This window comes from Pseudocnuella soli (genome assembly GCF_004347775.1).
GTDB lineage: Bacteria > Bacteroidota > Bacteroidia > Chitinophagales > Chitinophagaceae > Flavisolibacter > Flavisolibacter aquaticus.
This window is the reverse complement of record NZ_CP037755.1, coordinates 4,183,332-4,200,169: the sequence shown is the minus strand read 5'-3', so window position 1 is coordinate 4,200,169 and position 16,838 is coordinate 4,183,332. Positions and strand designations below refer to the sequence as shown.

Sequence of the window (16,838 nt, the reverse complement as noted above, 5' to 3'; positions counted from 1 at the left end):
CTTAAGCTACCACTTCGGCGGCCAGTTTTTGCATCACTTCTTTTTCCACCATTTTCTCGGCCAGCAGGATCATGTTTTTAAATGCCTTGCCTTTCGAAATGCCATGGCCGATCACTACGGGTTTGGCAATGCCCAGCACCGGGGTGCCGCCGTAGTTTTCAAAATTGAAGCGCTCCAGGTATTCGTGCTGGATGTCTTTTTTCTGCGTTACTTCAAAAAGCGACTCGGCCAGTTTCAGAATAATGTTGCCGGTAAACCCGTCGCACACCATTACATCGGCTTTGTCCAGCAGCAGGTCGCGGCCTTCCACGTTGCCCACAAAGTTGATCTGCGCATTTTCTTTCAGCAGCGGATAAGTGGCTTGCGCCAGCAGGTTGCCTTTACCTTCTTCCTCGCCAATATTGAGCAGGGCCACCCGTGGGTTGTCGATGCCCAGAATATTTTGTGCATACACCGAACCCATCAAGGCAAACTGGTTCAGGTGTTCGGGCTTGCAGTCGGAGTTGAGTCCTACATCGAGCAGGAGGCCGGTGGCGCCGTTTTCTTTGGGAATGATGGTGGCAATAGTGGGGCGCAGCACGCCTTCCAGGGCTTTTACGCTATAAAGTGCACCCACCAGCATGGCGCCGGTGTTGCCCGCCGAAATAAAAGCGTCCATTTTGCCAGAGGCCAGCAGGTGAAAGCCAATGGCGATTGAGGATTGCTGTTTTTCTTTCAGTGCCCGGGTGGGGTGCTCGTGCATGCCTATTACCTGCGGGGCGTGCACCAGGCGGCAGGCGCCTTCGGGCAGTTGCAGCGCGGCCAGCAGGGGCGCAATCTGGGTTTCGTCGCCCAGCAGCACCAGGCGGGCCGGCTTGCCCGTTTCACTGAAATATTGTTGAATACCGCTAATTGCTTCCTGTGGGGCAAAGTCGCCGCCCATCATATCAATGCCGATTGTCATGGTATCCAGAAATAAAAAAATCCATAACCCGGCCGTTGGGCTTTTGGGTTATGGATTTTATCCAAAAAAAGTTCGTTTACGCTTTCAGCGGTGCTTTTTCGGCAACCAGTTGTCCTTTGTAGTACAATTTGCCTTCACTTACGTGGGCACGGTGGCGCACATGAATTTCACCGGTTGCGCTGTCGGTAGTAAGCGTAGCAGCCACAGCTTTGTAGTGGGTTCTGCGTTTCGCACTTCTTTGCTGCGAATGTCTGCGTTTGGGGTTTGGCATAACTCAGTAATTTAAATTGCTGATTATTTTGTTTTTATTTTTTGGTCACCGGCTTTTGTCTCTTTGTTCGTCTTCGGTTGTGTCACTCACTTCATCGTCCGGTAATGCTATTGGTCAATGGTGAATCGTCAATGGTGAATAAGTGAACCCACTATCAACGATCATCTGTCAACTATCAACTTTCTTCTTCGCCCAGGTTGCGGAACTGTTCCAGTCCTTTCCACACCGGGTTTTCTTTGCCTTCTTCGGGCTTCATGCTGTTCAGCAGTTCGCGGGCCTGTGGGTCGCAATGCGGTCCGTCCATGGCTTCGTAAGCACAGGTCTTTTGCATCGGTATGCTCAGGTTCACAAACTCGTAGATCCAGTCTTTTACATCTATATGGCTTTCGGTGCGGCTGATGTAAAAAATATCCGGGTCTTCCTCGCTGTCGTTCGCTTCATCGGGGTTGTCGGTCATTTTTACCGTTACGGTAAATTCATCGAACAACTGCAGGGGCAGGTTGCTGCTGCATCGGTCGCAGATCACTTCAGCCTGTCCGCCCACCTCAAAGCGCAGCAGCATAAAGGAGTTGTTTTTCTCCAGAATGAGCTTTACTTCGGCGCGGGGATTTTTAAAATCCTGCTCGTTATATTCCTCAAAGAACCGGTCATCTATCTTATAAACGAACTCGTGCAACCCCGGCTTCAGACCCACAAATGCAATCTCATATTCCCGGCGGCTGCTCATCGACTTCGATTTTTAAGGTGGGCAAAGGTAGAGAAATTATGCCAAAATGGGTTAGTTTGGGCTAATATTTTAACGCATTCCCCTGTTGAGCATGTTTCTCCGCCCATTTCTGTTGCGCAAAGTTACCCTTTTACTCGTGGTTGCCCTGCTGCTTGGGCTGTTGGCCCAAAGCCCCGCGCTGGTGGAGCGGTGGTACAGCCTTGGTTTTTACCCGCCTTTTTCAAAAGTGTTGCGTACCGGGCTGGGTTGGCTGCCCTTTAGCTTCGGCGACCTGCTGTATGCGGCAGCGGTAATTTCTCTAATCTGGAAAGCGGCGCGGCTGGTGCGCCGGTGGCGGCAGGGCGGCCCAAAGCGGCATTTGTTGCAGCGCCTGTTGGGACAAATGCTAAAAGGTGCGCTGGTAGTGTACCTCGTGTTTCAAACTTTTTGGGGGCTCAATTATAGCCGGCAGGGCATTGCCGCACAAATGGACCTGAAAGTATTGCCCTACCAGCTCCGCGACCTGGACATACTGGCGCAGCAACTGCAAACCCGCCTGGAGGAAACTGCGCCTCTCATTGACACAGCGGCCCGTACCCGCCTCGATGATAATAGTTTTTTGGAGGCACAGGGCGTGCAGGCCTATAGCGAGGTAGCGCAGCGGCTGCCTTTTCTAACCTATCAGGCACCTTCGGTAAAGCCGTCGCTGTATTCGGCGGTGGGGCATTTTGTGGGTTTTACCGGCTACTACAACCCATTTACCGGCGAAGCGCAGATCAAAACTTCAATCCCTACTTTTTTAAAACCTTTTGTAACGGCCCACGAGATGGCCCACCAATTGGGCTATGCCAAGGAAAGCGAAGCCAATTTTGTGGCCTTCCTGGCCGGCCACCAATCGTCGGACCCGCACATGCGCTATGCCGTTTATTTTGAAATGTTCCTGTACACCCTGTCCGACATACGCCAACGCGATACAGCGCAGGCCCGCCAGTACCGGCAGGCGGCGCCGCCCCGGGTGCAGCGCGACCTGCAGGCGCTTGCCCAATACCTGGAGCGCAGCCGCAACCCTGTGGAGCCCTATATGTCCTGGTTTTATGATGCCTACCTGCGCTGGAACAAACAGCCGCAGGGCAAGCTGGCTTACAACGAGGTGGTGTCGTGGCTGGTGGCTTTTGGGAAAAAGCATGGCCGCACTGCTATTTGATTTTTGCGGCTATGCGTTGGGGTTGGAACGATTAATGAGGTAGTGCAACCACTGGAACAGATTTTTGTTAACCACAAAAATGGAACAATGAAGAACTGGGTTAAATTATTGATTGCACTGGCAGTGCCGCAAATTGCTGGCTTGTCCGGCGTATTGTTTACCGACACTGGCGAAAGCAGCTGGTACCAGCAGATTCAAAAACCATCCTGGAACCCACCGGGCTATATATTCGGGCCGGTGTGGACCACGCTGTATGTGCTGATGGGCATTGCTTTTTACCTGGTGTGGAAAAGCAACGCACCGGAAAAAGTAAAGCGCCCCGCCATGACCCTGTGGGTGGTGCAACTGGTGCTGAACTTTTTGTGGACGCTCATCTTTTTCGGGGCGCACCAACTGGGCTGGGCACTGGTGGAGATCATTGTGCTGTGGATTGCCATTTTGCTCACCATATTTGCTTTTGCCCGCATCAGTAAAACGGCGGCCTGGCTGATGGTGCCTTATATTGCCTGGGTGAGTTTTGCCAGCATCCTTACCGCAACGATCTGGCATTTGAACCAGTAGGGTGGGGTGGCTATTTCGTTGTGATGCATTTGTTTTGACTGTGAGCGTGGTTATTGTATTTGTTCGATAAAGGCCATGCGGGTTTTGATCCGTGTGGCTTTTTTGTTTTTTCATGCTGCTCATTGAGGCTTTTGGTGTTGATGTGCAGGGTCTTGCCTTTGTCATGCTGAGCGCAGCGAGGCAGCTGAGTGTTGTAGTTGCAAAATATGATGCTGAAAGCGTGGGATTACTTTTTCTTTGAAAGTGGTGTTGGTGCAGGCTCAGATCCTTCGCTGCGCTCAGGATGACAGGGCAAAAAGTGTGATTGGTGGGTAAAGAGCATTGCAATCAAAGAGTATGATTTCAGCGTTGGTGTAGGACAATTATTTCAGTTAGAGACTGTCATGCCGAACTTGTTTCGGCATCTCCTTGCGCTTTAGTAAACTCCGCGAGATGTAGGAGATGCCGAAACAAGTTCGGCATGACATTGCCTAAAGGCGAAGGTTTACTACAGGTGCATGAGCAAAGCACAATAGCATTACAGAACGTACAAGTGTGCGACGCAACAGCAGCCCAAAAGAATTACTAAGGCTGGCTACATAAAAAAGATTCCATCTCTTGAAGGGATGGAATCTGTAAAAATATCGTTGACGAAAACAGGCGTTAAAACTTATTCTTCCACATCATGCTTTCCACAGGGCGGTTGGGTTGGCCGCTGTATTTGGCATTTGCCTTTTGGTTGTATTTGATCTCAATTTCGCCATCCACAGGGAAGTAAATGAGCTGACCAATGGGCATGCCGGCATACACCCGCACGGGTTGCTTTACCGAAATTTCCAGCGTCCAGTTGCCGCAAAAACCAACATCGCCTTTGCCTGCTGTGGCATGTATATCAATGCCCAGGCGACCGGTAGATGACTTGCCTTCCAGAAAAGGCACATGCGCATGGGTTTCGGTGTACTCCTCGGTGACGCCGAGGTAAAAGATGTGCGGGTACAACACAAAGCCTTCTTCGGGAATTTCGAAGGTTTCGATGGTGTTATGTTTTTTGGCATCCAGGATATGTTCGCGGTAAGTGGCCAGGGTTTTGCCCAGGTGTACATCGTAGCTGTTGCTGCCCAGGCACTCGCGGCGGTATGGTTCAATCTTGATAGTTCCGGCTTCAATTTCTTCCAAAATGCGCTTATCGGAAAGGATCATGGGTGCTGTTGAATTTTATTGGTGCAAATTTGTGGCGCCCGGCGCCGCTTGTGCTGCGGGGCAAAGTAACAAAAATCAGCATCATGCCGCTTCTTTTTCAACGGACCATTAACGACGATACCTCGCTGGCGGTATGGCATATCCTGGAAGACGAGGAATTTTACCGCTGTCGTGCAGTGCCGCAGCGGGCTGTGAGCCACCCGCACAAACGGCTGCAGCACCTGGCGGGCCGCTACCTGCTGCGCCACCTAGCACCTAACTTCCCGATGGAGCTGATTCGCATTGCCGAAACCCGCAAGCCATTTTTGGAAGACGAGGCCTATCATTTTTCAATTTCGCACTGCAGCGATTATGCCGCGGCAATCATAAGCCGCCATAGCCGCGTGGGGGTAGACATTGAGGTGGTAACGGAGAAGGCTGTGCGCATCCGGCACAAGTTTGCATCTGACGCCGAGTGGGCAGGTGTACTTGCTGCATGGGGTAGTGTGCATGCCGGCAGTGCAGCATTAGATGCGTTGGTAGCAACGTTGATCTGGAGTTGCAAGGAAGCGGTATTTAAATGGTATGGCGCCGGCGAAGTGGATTTTAAAGAACATATCCAGATTGGACAATGTGCCGCCGACGGCGCAGGTAGAATGGTGATGCAGGTAGTGTTTCAGAAAGAGGAACCGGAAGCATTGGAAGTTCATTCGCGGTTGTTGGATGGGGTGTGGTTGAGTTATGTGGTGGGGTGATGAAGCTTGGATGTTAGGTAGATGCATTCATCAGCGCATGGAAATAATATTCCGCCAATTGCAGGTTTAATAGTAGCGCATCAAAATGAAAGGAAAATTGGTTGGATGCATTGAAATGGGCGTAGCCCATACCCGTTGGTAGCAAATACATTCGCCCTTTGGATGTTGGGCGTAGCCCAACCCCATCACCCTTCATAAAATTCAAACACATATTGATCGTTGTATGCAATGTCAAAAATGTGCAGGAATTCGAGATATTCTTGCTGGAATGTTTTGCGTTGGTGGTGTGTTTCCTGATTTAAAATGTATCGGATCACCTGCGGCAATTGACTTTTGGAATAACTAAATGCGCCATAACCTTTTTGCCAATGAAAATGGCCGGGAACCAAACGGTTGTTGTTGATGAAATTGGTGGATGCCCGTTTTGTATCCAGCACCAGGTCCGAAAGAGCAATTGCGGGATTGATACCGGCAAGCAAATGAACATGATCGGGCATACAGAAAATCGCCAGCATTTTGTGCCCGTCTGCCTGGAGCACGGTGGTGATGTATCGGTGTAGCGTTTCGCGGTGTGCCGGTGCAATGATGTTCTGCCGGCCCTGCACCGCAAATACAATGTGTACAAATAATTGGGTGTATGTGTTGGCCATTAGTTTCGGTTTGATTTGTAGCACAGGGTTGAGCTACGCCCAACAAGATAATATGCAGGTGTTGCATTTGCTACCGACGGGTGTGGGCGATGCCCACTATCTTTCGCCGAATGATTTCGATGTTTGTTCGCAACTGCGCTTTGTCGTTTGGAGTACTTTAAAAAACAAAAAGAGCAAAACGGTATTTCGTTCTGCTCTTTTTGTTTACACAAATAAGGTTGGGCAAATTGCATTTGCCTCAGTCATGCCATTGCTACTTCAACAGCAGCGGGCTTTCTTCCTCTTCCTCCATACCCTCTTCCAACAAGGCAATACTGCCAATGGATGCACCGGCAATGCCTTTAATCGAGCCGTACAAGCCTGATGTACTGAGCAACACTTTTTCCAGTTGCTTTTCGCGTTCCTTCCACATCTTTTCCATCTGGATGCGCTCCTTTGTAATGTTGTTTTTCATCGACAAAAAGCCTTCCACGATGGTTTCAATGCTTTGCCGAAATTCGTTGCCTGTGAGGTAGGTGTAGAGCATCTGCATCTTCTCGCCTTTGTTTTCTTCCGCCTTGGTGGTTTCCGATACGCGGATGATGGTGTGGCGCAGGGCATTGGTAAGCGCCAGCACTTCGGCAAAGGAGCAGATCCACACGCCGTCTTTCTCGCCAAAGCAGGTCATTTCTTTGGGATAAGCCTGCGTTACCAGGATGGCCACATCAGCGCCCTTGCTGCGCATGTCGGCTTTCAGTTTGTCGATCCACGCGTTGTTGAAGGTTTTGGTGCGTTTGCTTTCAAAAATGATCGTGCCGCAATCCTGCCCGTTGCGGTTGCGAACGGTTTGAATACAATCGGCGCCTTCCACACCTTTGCCCACTTCGCCAATCAGGTCAAAAGGAAAATGATCTTTGAGCAATTCTTCCAGCACCAATTCCTGCACTTCGCCCTGGCGCTGCATGGAGCCTTGTTCGGCGCGGCGTTTCATTTCTTCAATCAGGCGCTTTTGTTCGTCCAGTTGCAGCTCCAGGTCTTTTACCCGAAAGCGGTGCTCTTCTTCTTTTATGGAAATGCGTTGTTCTTCTTCTTTGCGGATTTGCTCCGTTAAATTATTACGCTCCTGCAGCAGCTTTTTTTGCAGCACCAGTTCCAGTTCGGCCTCCCGTGTTTTCAGTTCCTGCTCTTTGCGCATAAACTCCAGTTCTTTTTGCTGGGCAGTGCGCAGTTTTTCTTCTTTCTCGCGGTCCGATTCTTTTAGCAGGCGCAACTGGTTTTCAAAATCGGCAGCCACCGATTTGCGGATTTGTTGCTGCATTTCGGTTTCCATCTTCTGGCGGTCGGCCTGCATTTGTGCTTCCAGCTTTGCTTTTTCCTGCTGCAGCTTTTGCACAAACAGTTCGTTCTGGTTTTTGCGTTTTTCCTCAAAGGAACGCTGCTCGTCTTCCAGCTTCTTTTTCTCGGCGCCCAGTTGGGTCAGCAGCTGTTGCTGTTGTTGTTCATATTGCCTTTTCAGGCGCTGTTCCACATCCGCCGACAGCACATCTTCCACATCAAAAGCAGTGGCACATGTAGGGCATTTTATATGTGTTGGCATACTATCTTATTTCATACAAAGTACGGCCGTTTCCTAAAATGTTTAGCAAGGTGTGGAAAAGTTGTGAGGGGAAGTGGTGAATGCTGAATGGGCAATGGTGAATGAGGTCGTGAAACGTGAAACGTCAATCGTGAAGGGGGAGGCGTTGTGAGTTATGAGTCGTGAGTTGCGAGTAGATAGTGGGCGTTTTTTATTTGTTCTTCGGAACAAGGATAATAATTGCGACAGGTGTGTTCAAATGCAAAATATCACGCTGTAATATTTCCGCAATCACATCAGTGTTTTGCCGTTGTCATGCTGAGCGCAGCGAAGCATCTGAGTGTTGCAAAGATTACAATCATGCACCACGGAGATCCCTCCTGCGTCGGGATGACAAACAACAAGGCTGAATGACAACCAAACGATGAGAGATAAAAAAGGTGTTTGAATTACGAAAAGCGGTTTAGGAATAGATAAAGTAATTGATAATGAAAAGGGCCGAATAATAAAAAAGCAAACGCTCCATAAAAAATTAAAAACCATTTCACATCGAACTGCCTACTCATAACTCCCTATTCACGATTGACGTTTCACGTTTCACGTCCCCGCCTCCTCACGCATACGACGACTCCTCAAACGTTTTCCGAAACCTTGACGGCGTCATGCCTTTTAGTTTCAAAAACTGTTTATTGAAATGCGCAATGGTATTAAACCCACTGTCGTACGAAACCTGCAGCACCGTTTGCTCTGTATCGGCAAGCAGCGTGCAGGCGTAGCCGATGCGCATTTCGTTTACAAAATCGATGTAGGTTTTTTTGGTGCGCTTTTTAAAATAAGCGCAAAAAGCAGGAATGCTCATTCGGGCCACGGCTGCAATTTCTTCCAGCGAAATGGGCTCACGGAAATGCGTCATGGTGTGTTGGAAAATGCGGTCGATGCGCTCCTGGTCGCGGAGCTGCAGGGGACGCAGTTCCTGCGTGGACAGCGGGTCCCATTCAGTGCTGCCGGCTAGCAGGTGCAGGCATTGGCCCAGGAGCAACAGCCGTTCAAAGCCACGGGCGGCTTCGAGCTGCTTGATCAGGGGGTCCAGCTTTTGCGGCAGGCTTCCTTTTGCTTTAAAACCCTGTGCTGCCGACTGCAATAATTTCTTTACGCCACGGCTTTCGGGCAGCTCCAAAAACTGCGGTCCCCAAAAATCATCGCGAAATTGCACCACTACGGCACTCGTCACCAGGTCGCCGCGTTTTTGAAAAGTATGCGGCAGGTTGGCGCCCAAAAAATACACATCGCCCACTTCAAACTCACCCACATGGTTGCCCACAAAGCTCATTCCGGCACCTTCGGTAAATAAGATCAACTCATACTCCTCGTGCTGGTGCCAGGGCACTTCAAAATGCGGGGTGCGGTGGGTGCGGGCCACAAACGATGTGTTTTCGCTGAGCGGGAGTTTTTCAACAAGCAACCTCATGCAACAATATTAAGCATTATTATTTCCGTAAAATAACAATCCGAATAAGATCGAATAAGGAATCAATAAAAAAGTAGTAGGCTGCCCCGGCAAACAGGTCTAATTTGCCCACCATATTTAAACGGCTTGCCCATGCTCCTGCTTGGAATTGATCTAGGAACGTCCTCCATTAAAGCTTCTGTTGTTGATGCCGAAACCGGCCAGGTGTTGTCGCAGGCGCAGTACCCCGAAAAAGAGACCGGCATCAAAGCGCTACAGCCAGGTTGGGCCGAGCAGAACCCCGACGAATGGTGGGAGAACGTGCAGGGCGCCATCCGCAAGGCTACCGTGGGCAACGATTTTGCACCAACCGATATTGCCGCTATTGGTATTGCATACCAAATGCACGGACTGGTTACGGTGGATAGCAACGGCAATGCACTGCGCGATTCAATTATTTGGTGCGATAGCCGCGCCATTCCTTACGGCGAAAAAGCATTCCAGCAAATAGGCGAGGAGCGCAGCCTTTCTCACCTACTCAATTCTCCTGGCAATTTTACTGCGGCCAAACTGGCCTGGGTAAAAGAAAAAGAGCCGCAGGTGTTTCAAAAAATTGCGCAGGTAATGCTGCCCGGCGATTACATTGCCCTGAAGCTTACCGGCACCGCCACCATCTCTCCATCATCGCTTTCCGAGGGCATTTTCTGGGACTTCCAGGACGAAACAATTTCGGAAGATGTGCTGCGTGCTTTTGGTTTTGAAAGGAGCCTTATTCCGCAAGTGCAGCCTACTTTTTCGGAGCATGGATATTTACAAGAAAAAATTGCCGATGCACTGGGCCTAAAGGCCGGCATCCCGGTAAGTTATAAATCGGGCGACCAACCCAACAACGCCCTTTCCCTGAACGTGCTGCAGCCCGGCGAAGTAGCCGCCACTGCCGGTACATCCGGCGTTATTTACGGCATTTCGGACCAGCTGACGTACGATCCGCAAAGCCGCATCAACACATTTGCCCACGTTAACCACAGCGGCGATCAAAAGCGCCTGGGCGTGCTGCTCTGCATCAACGGTACGGGCATCCTCAACCGCTGGCTGCGCGATACGGTGGCTCCCGGTGTAGGTTATGCGCAGTTGAACGAAGAAGCGGCATCGGTGGTACCGGGCAGCGATGGCTTGCTGGTACTGCCTTTTGGTAACGGCGCCGAACGCATGCTGGGCAATAAACTGATAGGTGCACACCTGCACTGCCTCGACCTGAACCTGCACAGCCGTGCACACCTCATTCGTGCCGGGCAGGAAGGGATTGCGTTTGCTTTTCGCTACGGCCTCGACATCATGCGGGAAAACGGCATGAACCCGGCCATCATCCGTGCAGGCAAGGCCAACATGTTTTTAAGCCCCGTATTTACCGAAGCATTTGTAAATGTAACCGGCGTGCCAGTAGAACTATACCCTTGCGACGGATCGGTGGGGGCTGCACTGGGTGCAGGCATTGGCGCCGGCATTTATAAAACGGAAGAAGAAGCTTTCCGCAATATGAAGCCGCTGGCGCTGGTAGAACCCGGTGCTTTGCAACCGCGGTACGAAGAGCTGTACCAGCAGTGGAAAAAAGCTTTGCTGCAGCACTTGTAGGATCAATAATCAGAACTTAAATTCTTTAATCAATAAACATTTATCCATGAACGTAATAACAGGCGATCAGCAATACTTTAAGGGTATTGAGCAGATCAAGTTTGAAGGCCGCGACAGCGACAACCCGCTGGCATTCCGTTGGTACGACGAAAACCAAGTGGTTGCGGGCAAAACCATGAAGGAGCACTTCAAGTTTGCAGGCGCTTACTGGCATTCTTTTTCCAACGACGGGTCTGATCCCTTTGGCGTGGGCACCCACCAGTTTGCATGGAACGAAGGCGCCGATGCCGTTAGCCGTGCTAAAAAGAAGATGGATGCAGCTTTCGAATTCCTTACCAAGCTGAACCTGCCTTATTACTGTTTTCATGATGTGGACGTGGTAGAATACGGCAACGACATTGCCGAGAACGACCGCCGCCTGCAAGCCATGGTGGAGTATGCGCAGCAAAAGCAAAAAGAAAGCGGCGTGAAACTGCTGTGGGGCACTGCCAACCTGTTTTCGCACCAGCGCTATATGAACGGTGCTTCTACGAACCCCGATTTTCATGTGCTGGCTCACGGTGCCGCACAAGTGAAAGCGGCCCTGGATGCAACCATTGCTCTGGGTGGCGAGAACTACGTGTTCTGGGGTGGCCGCGAAGGCTACATGAGCCTGCTGAACACCAACATGAAGCGTGAGCAGGAACACCTGGCCCGCTTCCTGCACACCGCTAAAGATTATGCCCGCAAGCAAGGCTTTAAAGGCACGTTCTTTATCGAGCCCAAGCCCATGGAGCCTACCAAGCACCAGTACGATTACGACTGTGCTACCGTTATTGGTTTCCTCCGTCAGTACGACCTGCTGAACGACTTTAAAATAAACATTGAAGTAAACCACGCCACGCTGGCGGGCCACACCTTCCAGCACGAGCTGCAGGTGGCTGCCGATGCAGGTGTGCTGGGTTCGATCGACGCTAACCGCGGCGACTACCAGAACGGCTGGGATACCGACCAGTTCCCCAACGACATCAATGAACTGACCGAAGCCATGCTGATCATCCTGGAGGCCGGTGGCCTGCAAGGTGGTGGTGTAAACTTCGACGCCAAGATCCGCCGCAACTCAACCGATGCAGCCGACCTGTTTTATGCACACATCGGTGGCATGGACACTTTTGCCCGTGCACTGGTAACTGCTGATGCGATCCTGCAAAAGTCGGATTACAAAAAGATCCGCGAGGAGCGCTATGCTTCGTTCGACAGCGGTAAAGGTGCCGAGTTTGAAGCCGGCAAACTGTCGCTGGAAGACCTGCGTGCATACGCTGTAGAAAACGGTGAACCCGAGATCCGCAGCGGCCGCCAGGAATATATGGAGAACCTGATCAATCGCTATATCTAGGTTAATGAAAGGTAAAATGGCAAAGAGGGGCTGCAGCAATGTAGTCCCCTTTTTGTTTTAAGGAGCAATGTGTAATTAAGTTAACTTGGTTAAAGAGAGCTAAACAGATATCACTTTTTGCAAGAATAGCTTTATTCAAATGCGTAAACATGACTTTGGTAGAATCATATTTCACTCAAAAGGTGATTTAGTAAATGGGATTTATCTATCAAAAATTGAAGAAATTCTAAAAAAGGAACTCCAACCTACCTATTTAGACATCAACGACATCTTAGAACTTTACAATGTTAAGCAGTACTTCGATCAAAAAATATATTTAAAAAGTTGGACTGACGAAGACATTTCTTTTTTCAGTAAGAGAATAGCAGGATATGGAAAGATTATTGGGGTATTTATTGCAACGATCAACGACGAAAACTTAGTTGAGTCATATAAAAATATATTGCAAGGGTATCTCAATTCGTTTTGGGAGTTGATTAATAATCAACAAGCCTATAAAAGGATATCAAAAGAAACATTTAATGACCTTTTGTTAAATGAGCCTCACTTGATTGACGTGATTTTAAACCACAGAAGTCTCGTTGATTATTATAAAAAAGAAATTAGAGCATTTTTACTAAGTTATTCGAAATCTGCTGAGATTTTGCTATCTAATTATGAGGTTCAAGATAATAATCGCAGAGTCGAAAAATATTTTCCCAGCAATTTGTCTATTGCAGATAAGGAGCATATTATTTCGACCTACCTAGATTATGAGGATGCTAATTATAATTTTATCAAATTAATAAAGGACCTAGGTAAAAGAGAAGATTTTAGAATAACAGATAAAACACGTTTAAAAGCAAAGCGATTATACAAAAGCAAAACCGAAAAATTTTTCGCAACCAATGAGGGCATTAGGTATGGTGTTGAGGTTAGCTTCCGCTCAGAAACAAACAACATTAAGGAAGCTTACTTTGACGATGATCGTGTGCTCCATTGTATATACAGCTTAGATTTTATCGAAAAAAACAATGATCCGTTTCTTTTATTCTGCTATTTCAAATATCTATTTGAATACCTCGATGAGCAAAACCGAATAAACCTACTTAGTAAGAAAAGTGACACGGGGGTGATTGAGCGTTTTATGGGTCTCCGATCAAGAAAAGAGTATTGGAAGACTACAGCGTTTTCATTAGCTGAGATGACGTCCTATGTTCAAATCCATGGCTATAACACTGCCTTGGATAACTTGAATATATCAGTCGAGAAGATTTTACATCATGTTTTTACAATTGCCTTTAAAGAAAGGTACCACTTTGCTGAAAATGCCCGAATTACTTTGGCCACTACAAATTCTTATTTTGAAAGAATAAGAATACTAGCGCCAGAGCTTGAATCTGTATTAAAACAATTCAAGCTTTTTGTAGAGGACGGTGAGATTGATTTTGAACTTATGCAAATGTCTTCTTCGCCAACAACGATCGAAGATATTCCTAGTTTAAACGAAAATAAATACGTTTATTTCAACGAAGGGAACAAAGAGGCAATGAGTTGCTGCAATTTGTTTTTCTCGGACCAAACTCTTCTTGCATATGTTGATCGATATAAAGAAAGTCTTTATCAATCATTCTTTGACTTGCTTGCGAATGAGGAAGTGTCATTTGATAGTTATGATGAACATCAAATACCAGAGGTAAACTACTTAATAGAAAAGGGTTTTATCACTATTAACGACAATCGATTAATTGAGATCACAAATTATCAAAGGCTTCTAATTTTAAAGGACCTATATGAAAATGAATTTGCTTCTTTATTTCACTATCCTCTGACTTTTCAACAAGAGGTCCAACGAATGGCTAAGGAAAATATTATTACTTATGGAAATACATTGTTTTCAAAGCCCGAACAAGAGTATTTCACCTACTTCCTTAACAGAAGTAAGTTCACAAATGGCCTAGATTTAAGGAATAAGTATTTACATGGAACGCAAGCTAATCCTGATGAAATCCATAAACATGAGTATGCCTATTTTACATACTTAAAGTTGATGGTTTTGGCGATTTTAAAGATGGATGATGATTTACTTATTTGGAGCAAGTTGGAAAATGAGAAGAGGGAATATAGTTCGGCTTAGTTTAGCCGTAAAATATTCAGAATTATTAATCACATAGGAATTATTAGGCCTCTGCTTTTTTCAAATTCAAAAGCTTTTGACTACTTAAGAATTCACCCATGCCCACCCCCAACAAAACCATCCTCGAAACCGCCAACGCCGAAATCAAAAAAGCCAACTACGAAGGCTTCCTGGCCCACTGCACCGAAGACACCGAATGGACCTTTGTAGGCGACCAAACACTTAAAGGCAAAGAAGCCGTGCGGCAATACATGGCCAAAGCATACATCGAACCGCCCACATTTAACGTGGCGCAACTAATTGCCGAAGGCGATTTTGTAACCGCTATTGGCGAGATCAGCATGAAGAACGAAAGGGGCGAAATGATCCATTACCATTACTGCGATGTATGGCGCTTCCGGGATGGAAAGATGGCTGCTTTAAAAGCATTTGTCATCAAAGCGTAGTTGCAGTTGCGCAGGTGGGATTGTATATTTAAAGCCATATCCCCACCTTCGAAAACATCAACAACCTTGCTGTACCCTGTAGTAATGAACCACTAAAATAGGGTGTACATGATCTTTGTTTATATCCTGCTCATTGCCGCCGGTGCCCTGCCACTGGTGGTGTTTTTGGTCAAATGGAAACGTTACCGCAAAATCCTTCGCGAAGGTTCCAAAACAAGGGCGCAGATCAGCAGCATTCAAACAGTGCGGCAAACCAAAGGCGCCAGTTACGATAGGGTATGTTTTATTTACCAGCCCACATTTGCAACCCAATATTACGCGGGGCAGTTCAGCACAAAAGTGGGCAAACACAAACGCAGCGATACATTTGAAGTTTACTACCTGCCAAAGGAGCCGCAAAAACATGCGGTGCCGGGCAGCAAGGGTGAGCTGTTTATGCTCGTGTTTACCATACTGCTGTTTCTTTTTGTTATCTACGCAGCATATCAAATTCACCTGATGGTGAAAGACCAGGATATCACCTATTCATTTAAGCCACCATGGAAGTAGCAGCAATGGCCTCCATCATCATTGTGGCCCTTTCAGCAGTTCCCCTGCTGCTGGTGCTGGTGCAATGGAAAAGGCTAAGGGCATTTATGCGCCACTCCGAAAGCACCACGGCCACCGTGCAGCATTGCGAACAAAAGCGCGGCCTGAAAGGTGGCGTTTATTATGTTACCTCGCTGCAATACCAAACCCTACATGGCGCACCGCAATCGGTAGTGCATGTAGGTGCTACCCGGCGTGAAAAGGGCTCGGTCATTCCACTCAGGTACCTGCCCCAACAACCCCAAAATTATAAAGTGCAATTTGGTCGAAGGGTTCCGCTTGCAATACTGGTTAGTTTTTTGTTTTTTGCCCTGGTGGCAGTATTGTGCGCCAGCCTCAACGGGTTTTTGTAATAGCAGCAACTCATTTTATTAACCGCAAAAAAGCACCTGTAAGTATGCGCCCCTTCCCGGTATATTTTAAAACGATCATAGCGTTGTTGGTGGGTGTTTTTGCCTGTATGCTTTCCCATGCACAGTTAGCGGAACTAGAAGCCTCCAAAGCCAACTGGACCACTGTTGGCGAGGTTAAATGGCTATCCAACACAAAAGCCAGCCTTAAGTATTTGGCCGGCCGGTCCGATACTACTTACCTCCTGTACCTGCAAGACGATCAAAAGCTGCAAAACAACAGGGGCATGAACGTGACCCAATATTTCAGCATCAGCTACAGCGGCATAGACAATACAACAGGGCGTTTATACGAACAGCTCAGTGCCTTTTTTTTGCCCGAAAACCGGAAAAATAAAAAGCTGGAAAAAATTTTCAAACTGGGTGATGAACTGGTGCATGTGCAGCATTATCCTAAACTAACGGCACCAGCCATTTTGTTCTCCACCAAAAAAAATCATATTGTGTTTACCCAAAAAGATTTGGATAAATTGTTCAACAGGTAGGTTCAATGACTAAACCAAATGTGGGCAATGAATAGCGCAGGGTAACTGCCATTATTGGTGTGATTTTACAAACGGGGTTTGTTCCCCAAATCAATAAACTGTATTTGCTTTATGAACAACACAAGGGTTTTTAAAATGGCGTTTGCCAGTGTGTATCCGCATTACATCAACAAGGCCGAAAAGAAAGGCCGCACCAAAGAAGAAGTGGACACCGTTATCTGCTGGCTCACCGGGTACGACGGGCCAACTTTGCAACAGCAAATAGACAACAAAGTGGACTTTGAAATATTTTTTGCGCAGGCACCGCAGCTCAACCCAGCAGCATCACAAATTACCGGTGTTATTTGCGGTTACCGTATTGAAGAAATTGAAGACGAACTAATGCGCAAAGTACGCTACCTCGATAAACTGGTGGATGAACTGGCGAAGGGGAGAAAAATGGAAAAGATCCTGCGCCAATAGCGGACTGGCGCCTTTTTTAGGGCTTGCATCCCGCAGCGGTATTGCCTAACTTAATGGTTCGCCCCTACGGATGC

Annotated in this window: 19 protein-coding genes; 11 read left to right on the top strand and 8 right to left on the bottom strand. The window is 47.9% G+C overall.

Going from position 1 to position 16,838, the window contains the following annotated elements; translation table 11 throughout:
* Position 1: 1 nt before the first annotated feature.
* From plsX to EPD17_RS17280, 3 genes are all read right to left on the bottom strand, one after another.
* Positions 2-943: a phosphate acyltransferase PlsX gene (gene plsX, locus EPD17_RS17290; protein ID WP_132055794.1), complete on the bottom strand. Its 942-nt coding sequence runs from the start codon at positions 941-943 to the stop codon at positions 2-4.
* A 76-nt stretch (positions 944-1,019) separates the two neighbouring features.
* The gene (gene rpmF, locus EPD17_RS17285) at positions 1,020-1,214 is read right to left on the bottom strand and encodes a 50S ribosomal protein L32 (protein ID WP_114234919.1); all 195 of its coding nucleotides are present in this window, start codon (positions 1,212-1,214) and stop codon (positions 1,020-1,022) included.
* 175 nt (positions 1,215-1,389) lie between these two features.
* Positions 1,390-1,941, bottom strand: a complete 552-nt coding sequence (locus tag EPD17_RS17280) for a YceD family protein (RefSeq protein ID WP_114234920.1) — start codon at positions 1,939-1,941, stop codon at positions 1,390-1,392.
* A 91-nt stretch (positions 1,942-2,032) separates the two neighbouring features.
* Between EPD17_RS17280 and EPD17_RS17275 the strand changes: the two genes are divergently transcribed.
* Both EPD17_RS17275 and EPD17_RS17270 read left to right on the top strand, forming a co-directional pair.
* The gene (locus tag EPD17_RS17275) at positions 2,033-3,124 is read left to right on the top strand and encodes a DUF3810 domain-containing protein (RefSeq protein WP_240040803.1); all 1,092 of its coding nucleotides are present in this window, start codon (positions 2,033-2,035) and stop codon (positions 3,122-3,124) included.
* A gap of 87 nt (positions 3,125-3,211) precedes the next feature.
* A complete protein-coding gene (locus EPD17_RS17270) occupies positions 3,212-3,685 on the top strand; it encodes a TspO/MBR family protein (RefSeq protein WP_132055792.1) in 474 nt (157 codons plus the stop codon).
* Between the two features lie 642 nt (positions 3,686-4,327).
* On the opposite strand, the gene dcd is transcribed toward EPD17_RS17270, so the two are convergent.
* On the bottom strand, positions 4,328-4,864 hold the full coding sequence (gene dcd, locus EPD17_RS17265; protein WP_114234924.1) for a dCTP deaminase: 537 nt from the start codon (positions 4,862-4,864) through the stop codon (positions 4,328-4,330).
* An 83-nt stretch (positions 4,865-4,947) separates the two neighbouring features.
* Between dcd and EPD17_RS17260 the strand changes: the two genes are divergently transcribed.
* Complete coding sequence (locus EPD17_RS17260; RefSeq protein ID WP_132055791.1) at positions 4,948-5,598, top strand: 4'-phosphopantetheinyl transferase family protein; 651 nt, start codon at positions 4,948-4,950, stop codon at positions 5,596-5,598.
* Positions 5,599-5,611: 13 nt separating this feature from the next.
* On the opposite strand, the gene EPD17_RS20035 is transcribed toward EPD17_RS17260, so the two are convergent.
* From EPD17_RS20035 to EPD17_RS17245, 4 genes are all read right to left on the bottom strand, one after another.
* Positions 5,612-5,749, bottom strand: a complete 138-nt coding sequence (locus EPD17_RS20035) for a hypothetical protein (protein WP_165929644.1) — start codon at positions 5,747-5,749, stop codon at positions 5,612-5,614.
* A gap of 34 nt (positions 5,750-5,783) precedes the next feature.
* The gene (gene tnpA, locus EPD17_RS17255; protein ID WP_132055790.1) at positions 5,784-6,248 is read right to left on the bottom strand and encodes an IS200/IS605 family transposase; all 465 of its coding nucleotides are present in this window, start codon (positions 6,246-6,248) and stop codon (positions 5,784-5,786) included.
* A 253-nt stretch (positions 6,249-6,501) separates the two neighbouring features.
* On the bottom strand, positions 6,502-7,824 hold the full coding sequence (locus EPD17_RS17250; protein WP_132055789.1) for a DUF2130 domain-containing protein: 1,323 nt from the start codon (positions 7,822-7,824) through the stop codon (positions 6,502-6,504).
* Between the two features lie 592 nt (positions 7,825-8,416).
* Complete coding sequence (locus EPD17_RS17245; RefSeq protein WP_132055788.1) at positions 8,417-9,271, bottom strand: AraC family transcriptional regulator; 855 nt, start codon at positions 9,269-9,271, stop codon at positions 8,417-8,419.
* Positions 9,272-9,403: 132 nt separating this feature from the next.
* Here EPD17_RS17245 and EPD17_RS17240 point away from each other — a divergent pair, with 132 nt between their 5' ends.
* The 8 genes from EPD17_RS17240 (at position 9,404) to EPD17_RS17205 (ending at position 16,764) form a co-directional block, all read left to right on the top strand.
* Positions 9,404-10,882, top strand: coding sequence for a xylulokinase (locus EPD17_RS17240; RefSeq protein ID WP_132055787.1), 1,479 nt, complete (start codon positions 9,404-9,406; stop codon positions 10,880-10,882).
* Between the two features lie 46 nt (positions 10,883-10,928).
* Positions 10,929-12,257, top strand: a complete 1,329-nt coding sequence (gene xylA, locus EPD17_RS17235; RefSeq protein WP_132055786.1) for a xylose isomerase — start codon at positions 10,929-10,931, stop codon at positions 12,255-12,257.
* Positions 12,258-12,396: 139 nt separating this feature from the next.
* On the top strand, positions 12,397-14,373 hold the full coding sequence (locus EPD17_RS17230; RefSeq protein ID WP_132055785.1) for a hypothetical protein: 1,977 nt from the start codon (positions 12,397-12,399) through the stop codon (positions 14,371-14,373).
* A 98-nt stretch (positions 14,374-14,471) separates the two neighbouring features.
* A complete protein-coding gene (locus tag EPD17_RS17225) occupies positions 14,472-14,819 on the top strand; it encodes a nuclear transport factor 2 family protein (protein ID WP_132055784.1) in 348 nt (115 codons plus the stop codon).
* Between the two features lie 108 nt (positions 14,820-14,927).
* Complete coding sequence (locus EPD17_RS17220) at positions 14,928-15,368, top strand: DUF3592 domain-containing protein (RefSeq protein WP_132055783.1); 441 nt, start codon at positions 14,928-14,930, stop codon at positions 15,366-15,368.
* A complete protein-coding gene (locus tag EPD17_RS17215; protein ID WP_132055782.1) occupies positions 15,359-15,760 on the top strand; it encodes a DUF3592 domain-containing protein in 402 nt (133 codons plus the stop codon). The genes EPD17_RS17220 and EPD17_RS17215 overlap by 10 nt, the downstream gene beginning before the upstream one ends.
* A 44-nt stretch (positions 15,761-15,804) precedes the next feature.
* A complete protein-coding gene (locus EPD17_RS17210) occupies positions 15,805-16,302 on the top strand; it encodes a hypothetical protein (RefSeq protein ID WP_132055781.1) in 498 nt (165 codons plus the stop codon).
* A gap of 111 nt (positions 16,303-16,413) precedes the next feature.
* Positions 16,414-16,764 carry a DUF2200 domain-containing protein gene (locus EPD17_RS17205; RefSeq protein WP_132055780.1) on the top strand — a complete coding sequence of 117 codons (351 nt, stop codon included), beginning with the start codon at positions 16,414-16,416 and terminating at the stop codon, positions 16,762-16,764.
* Positions 16,765-16,838: the final 74 nt, after the last annotated feature.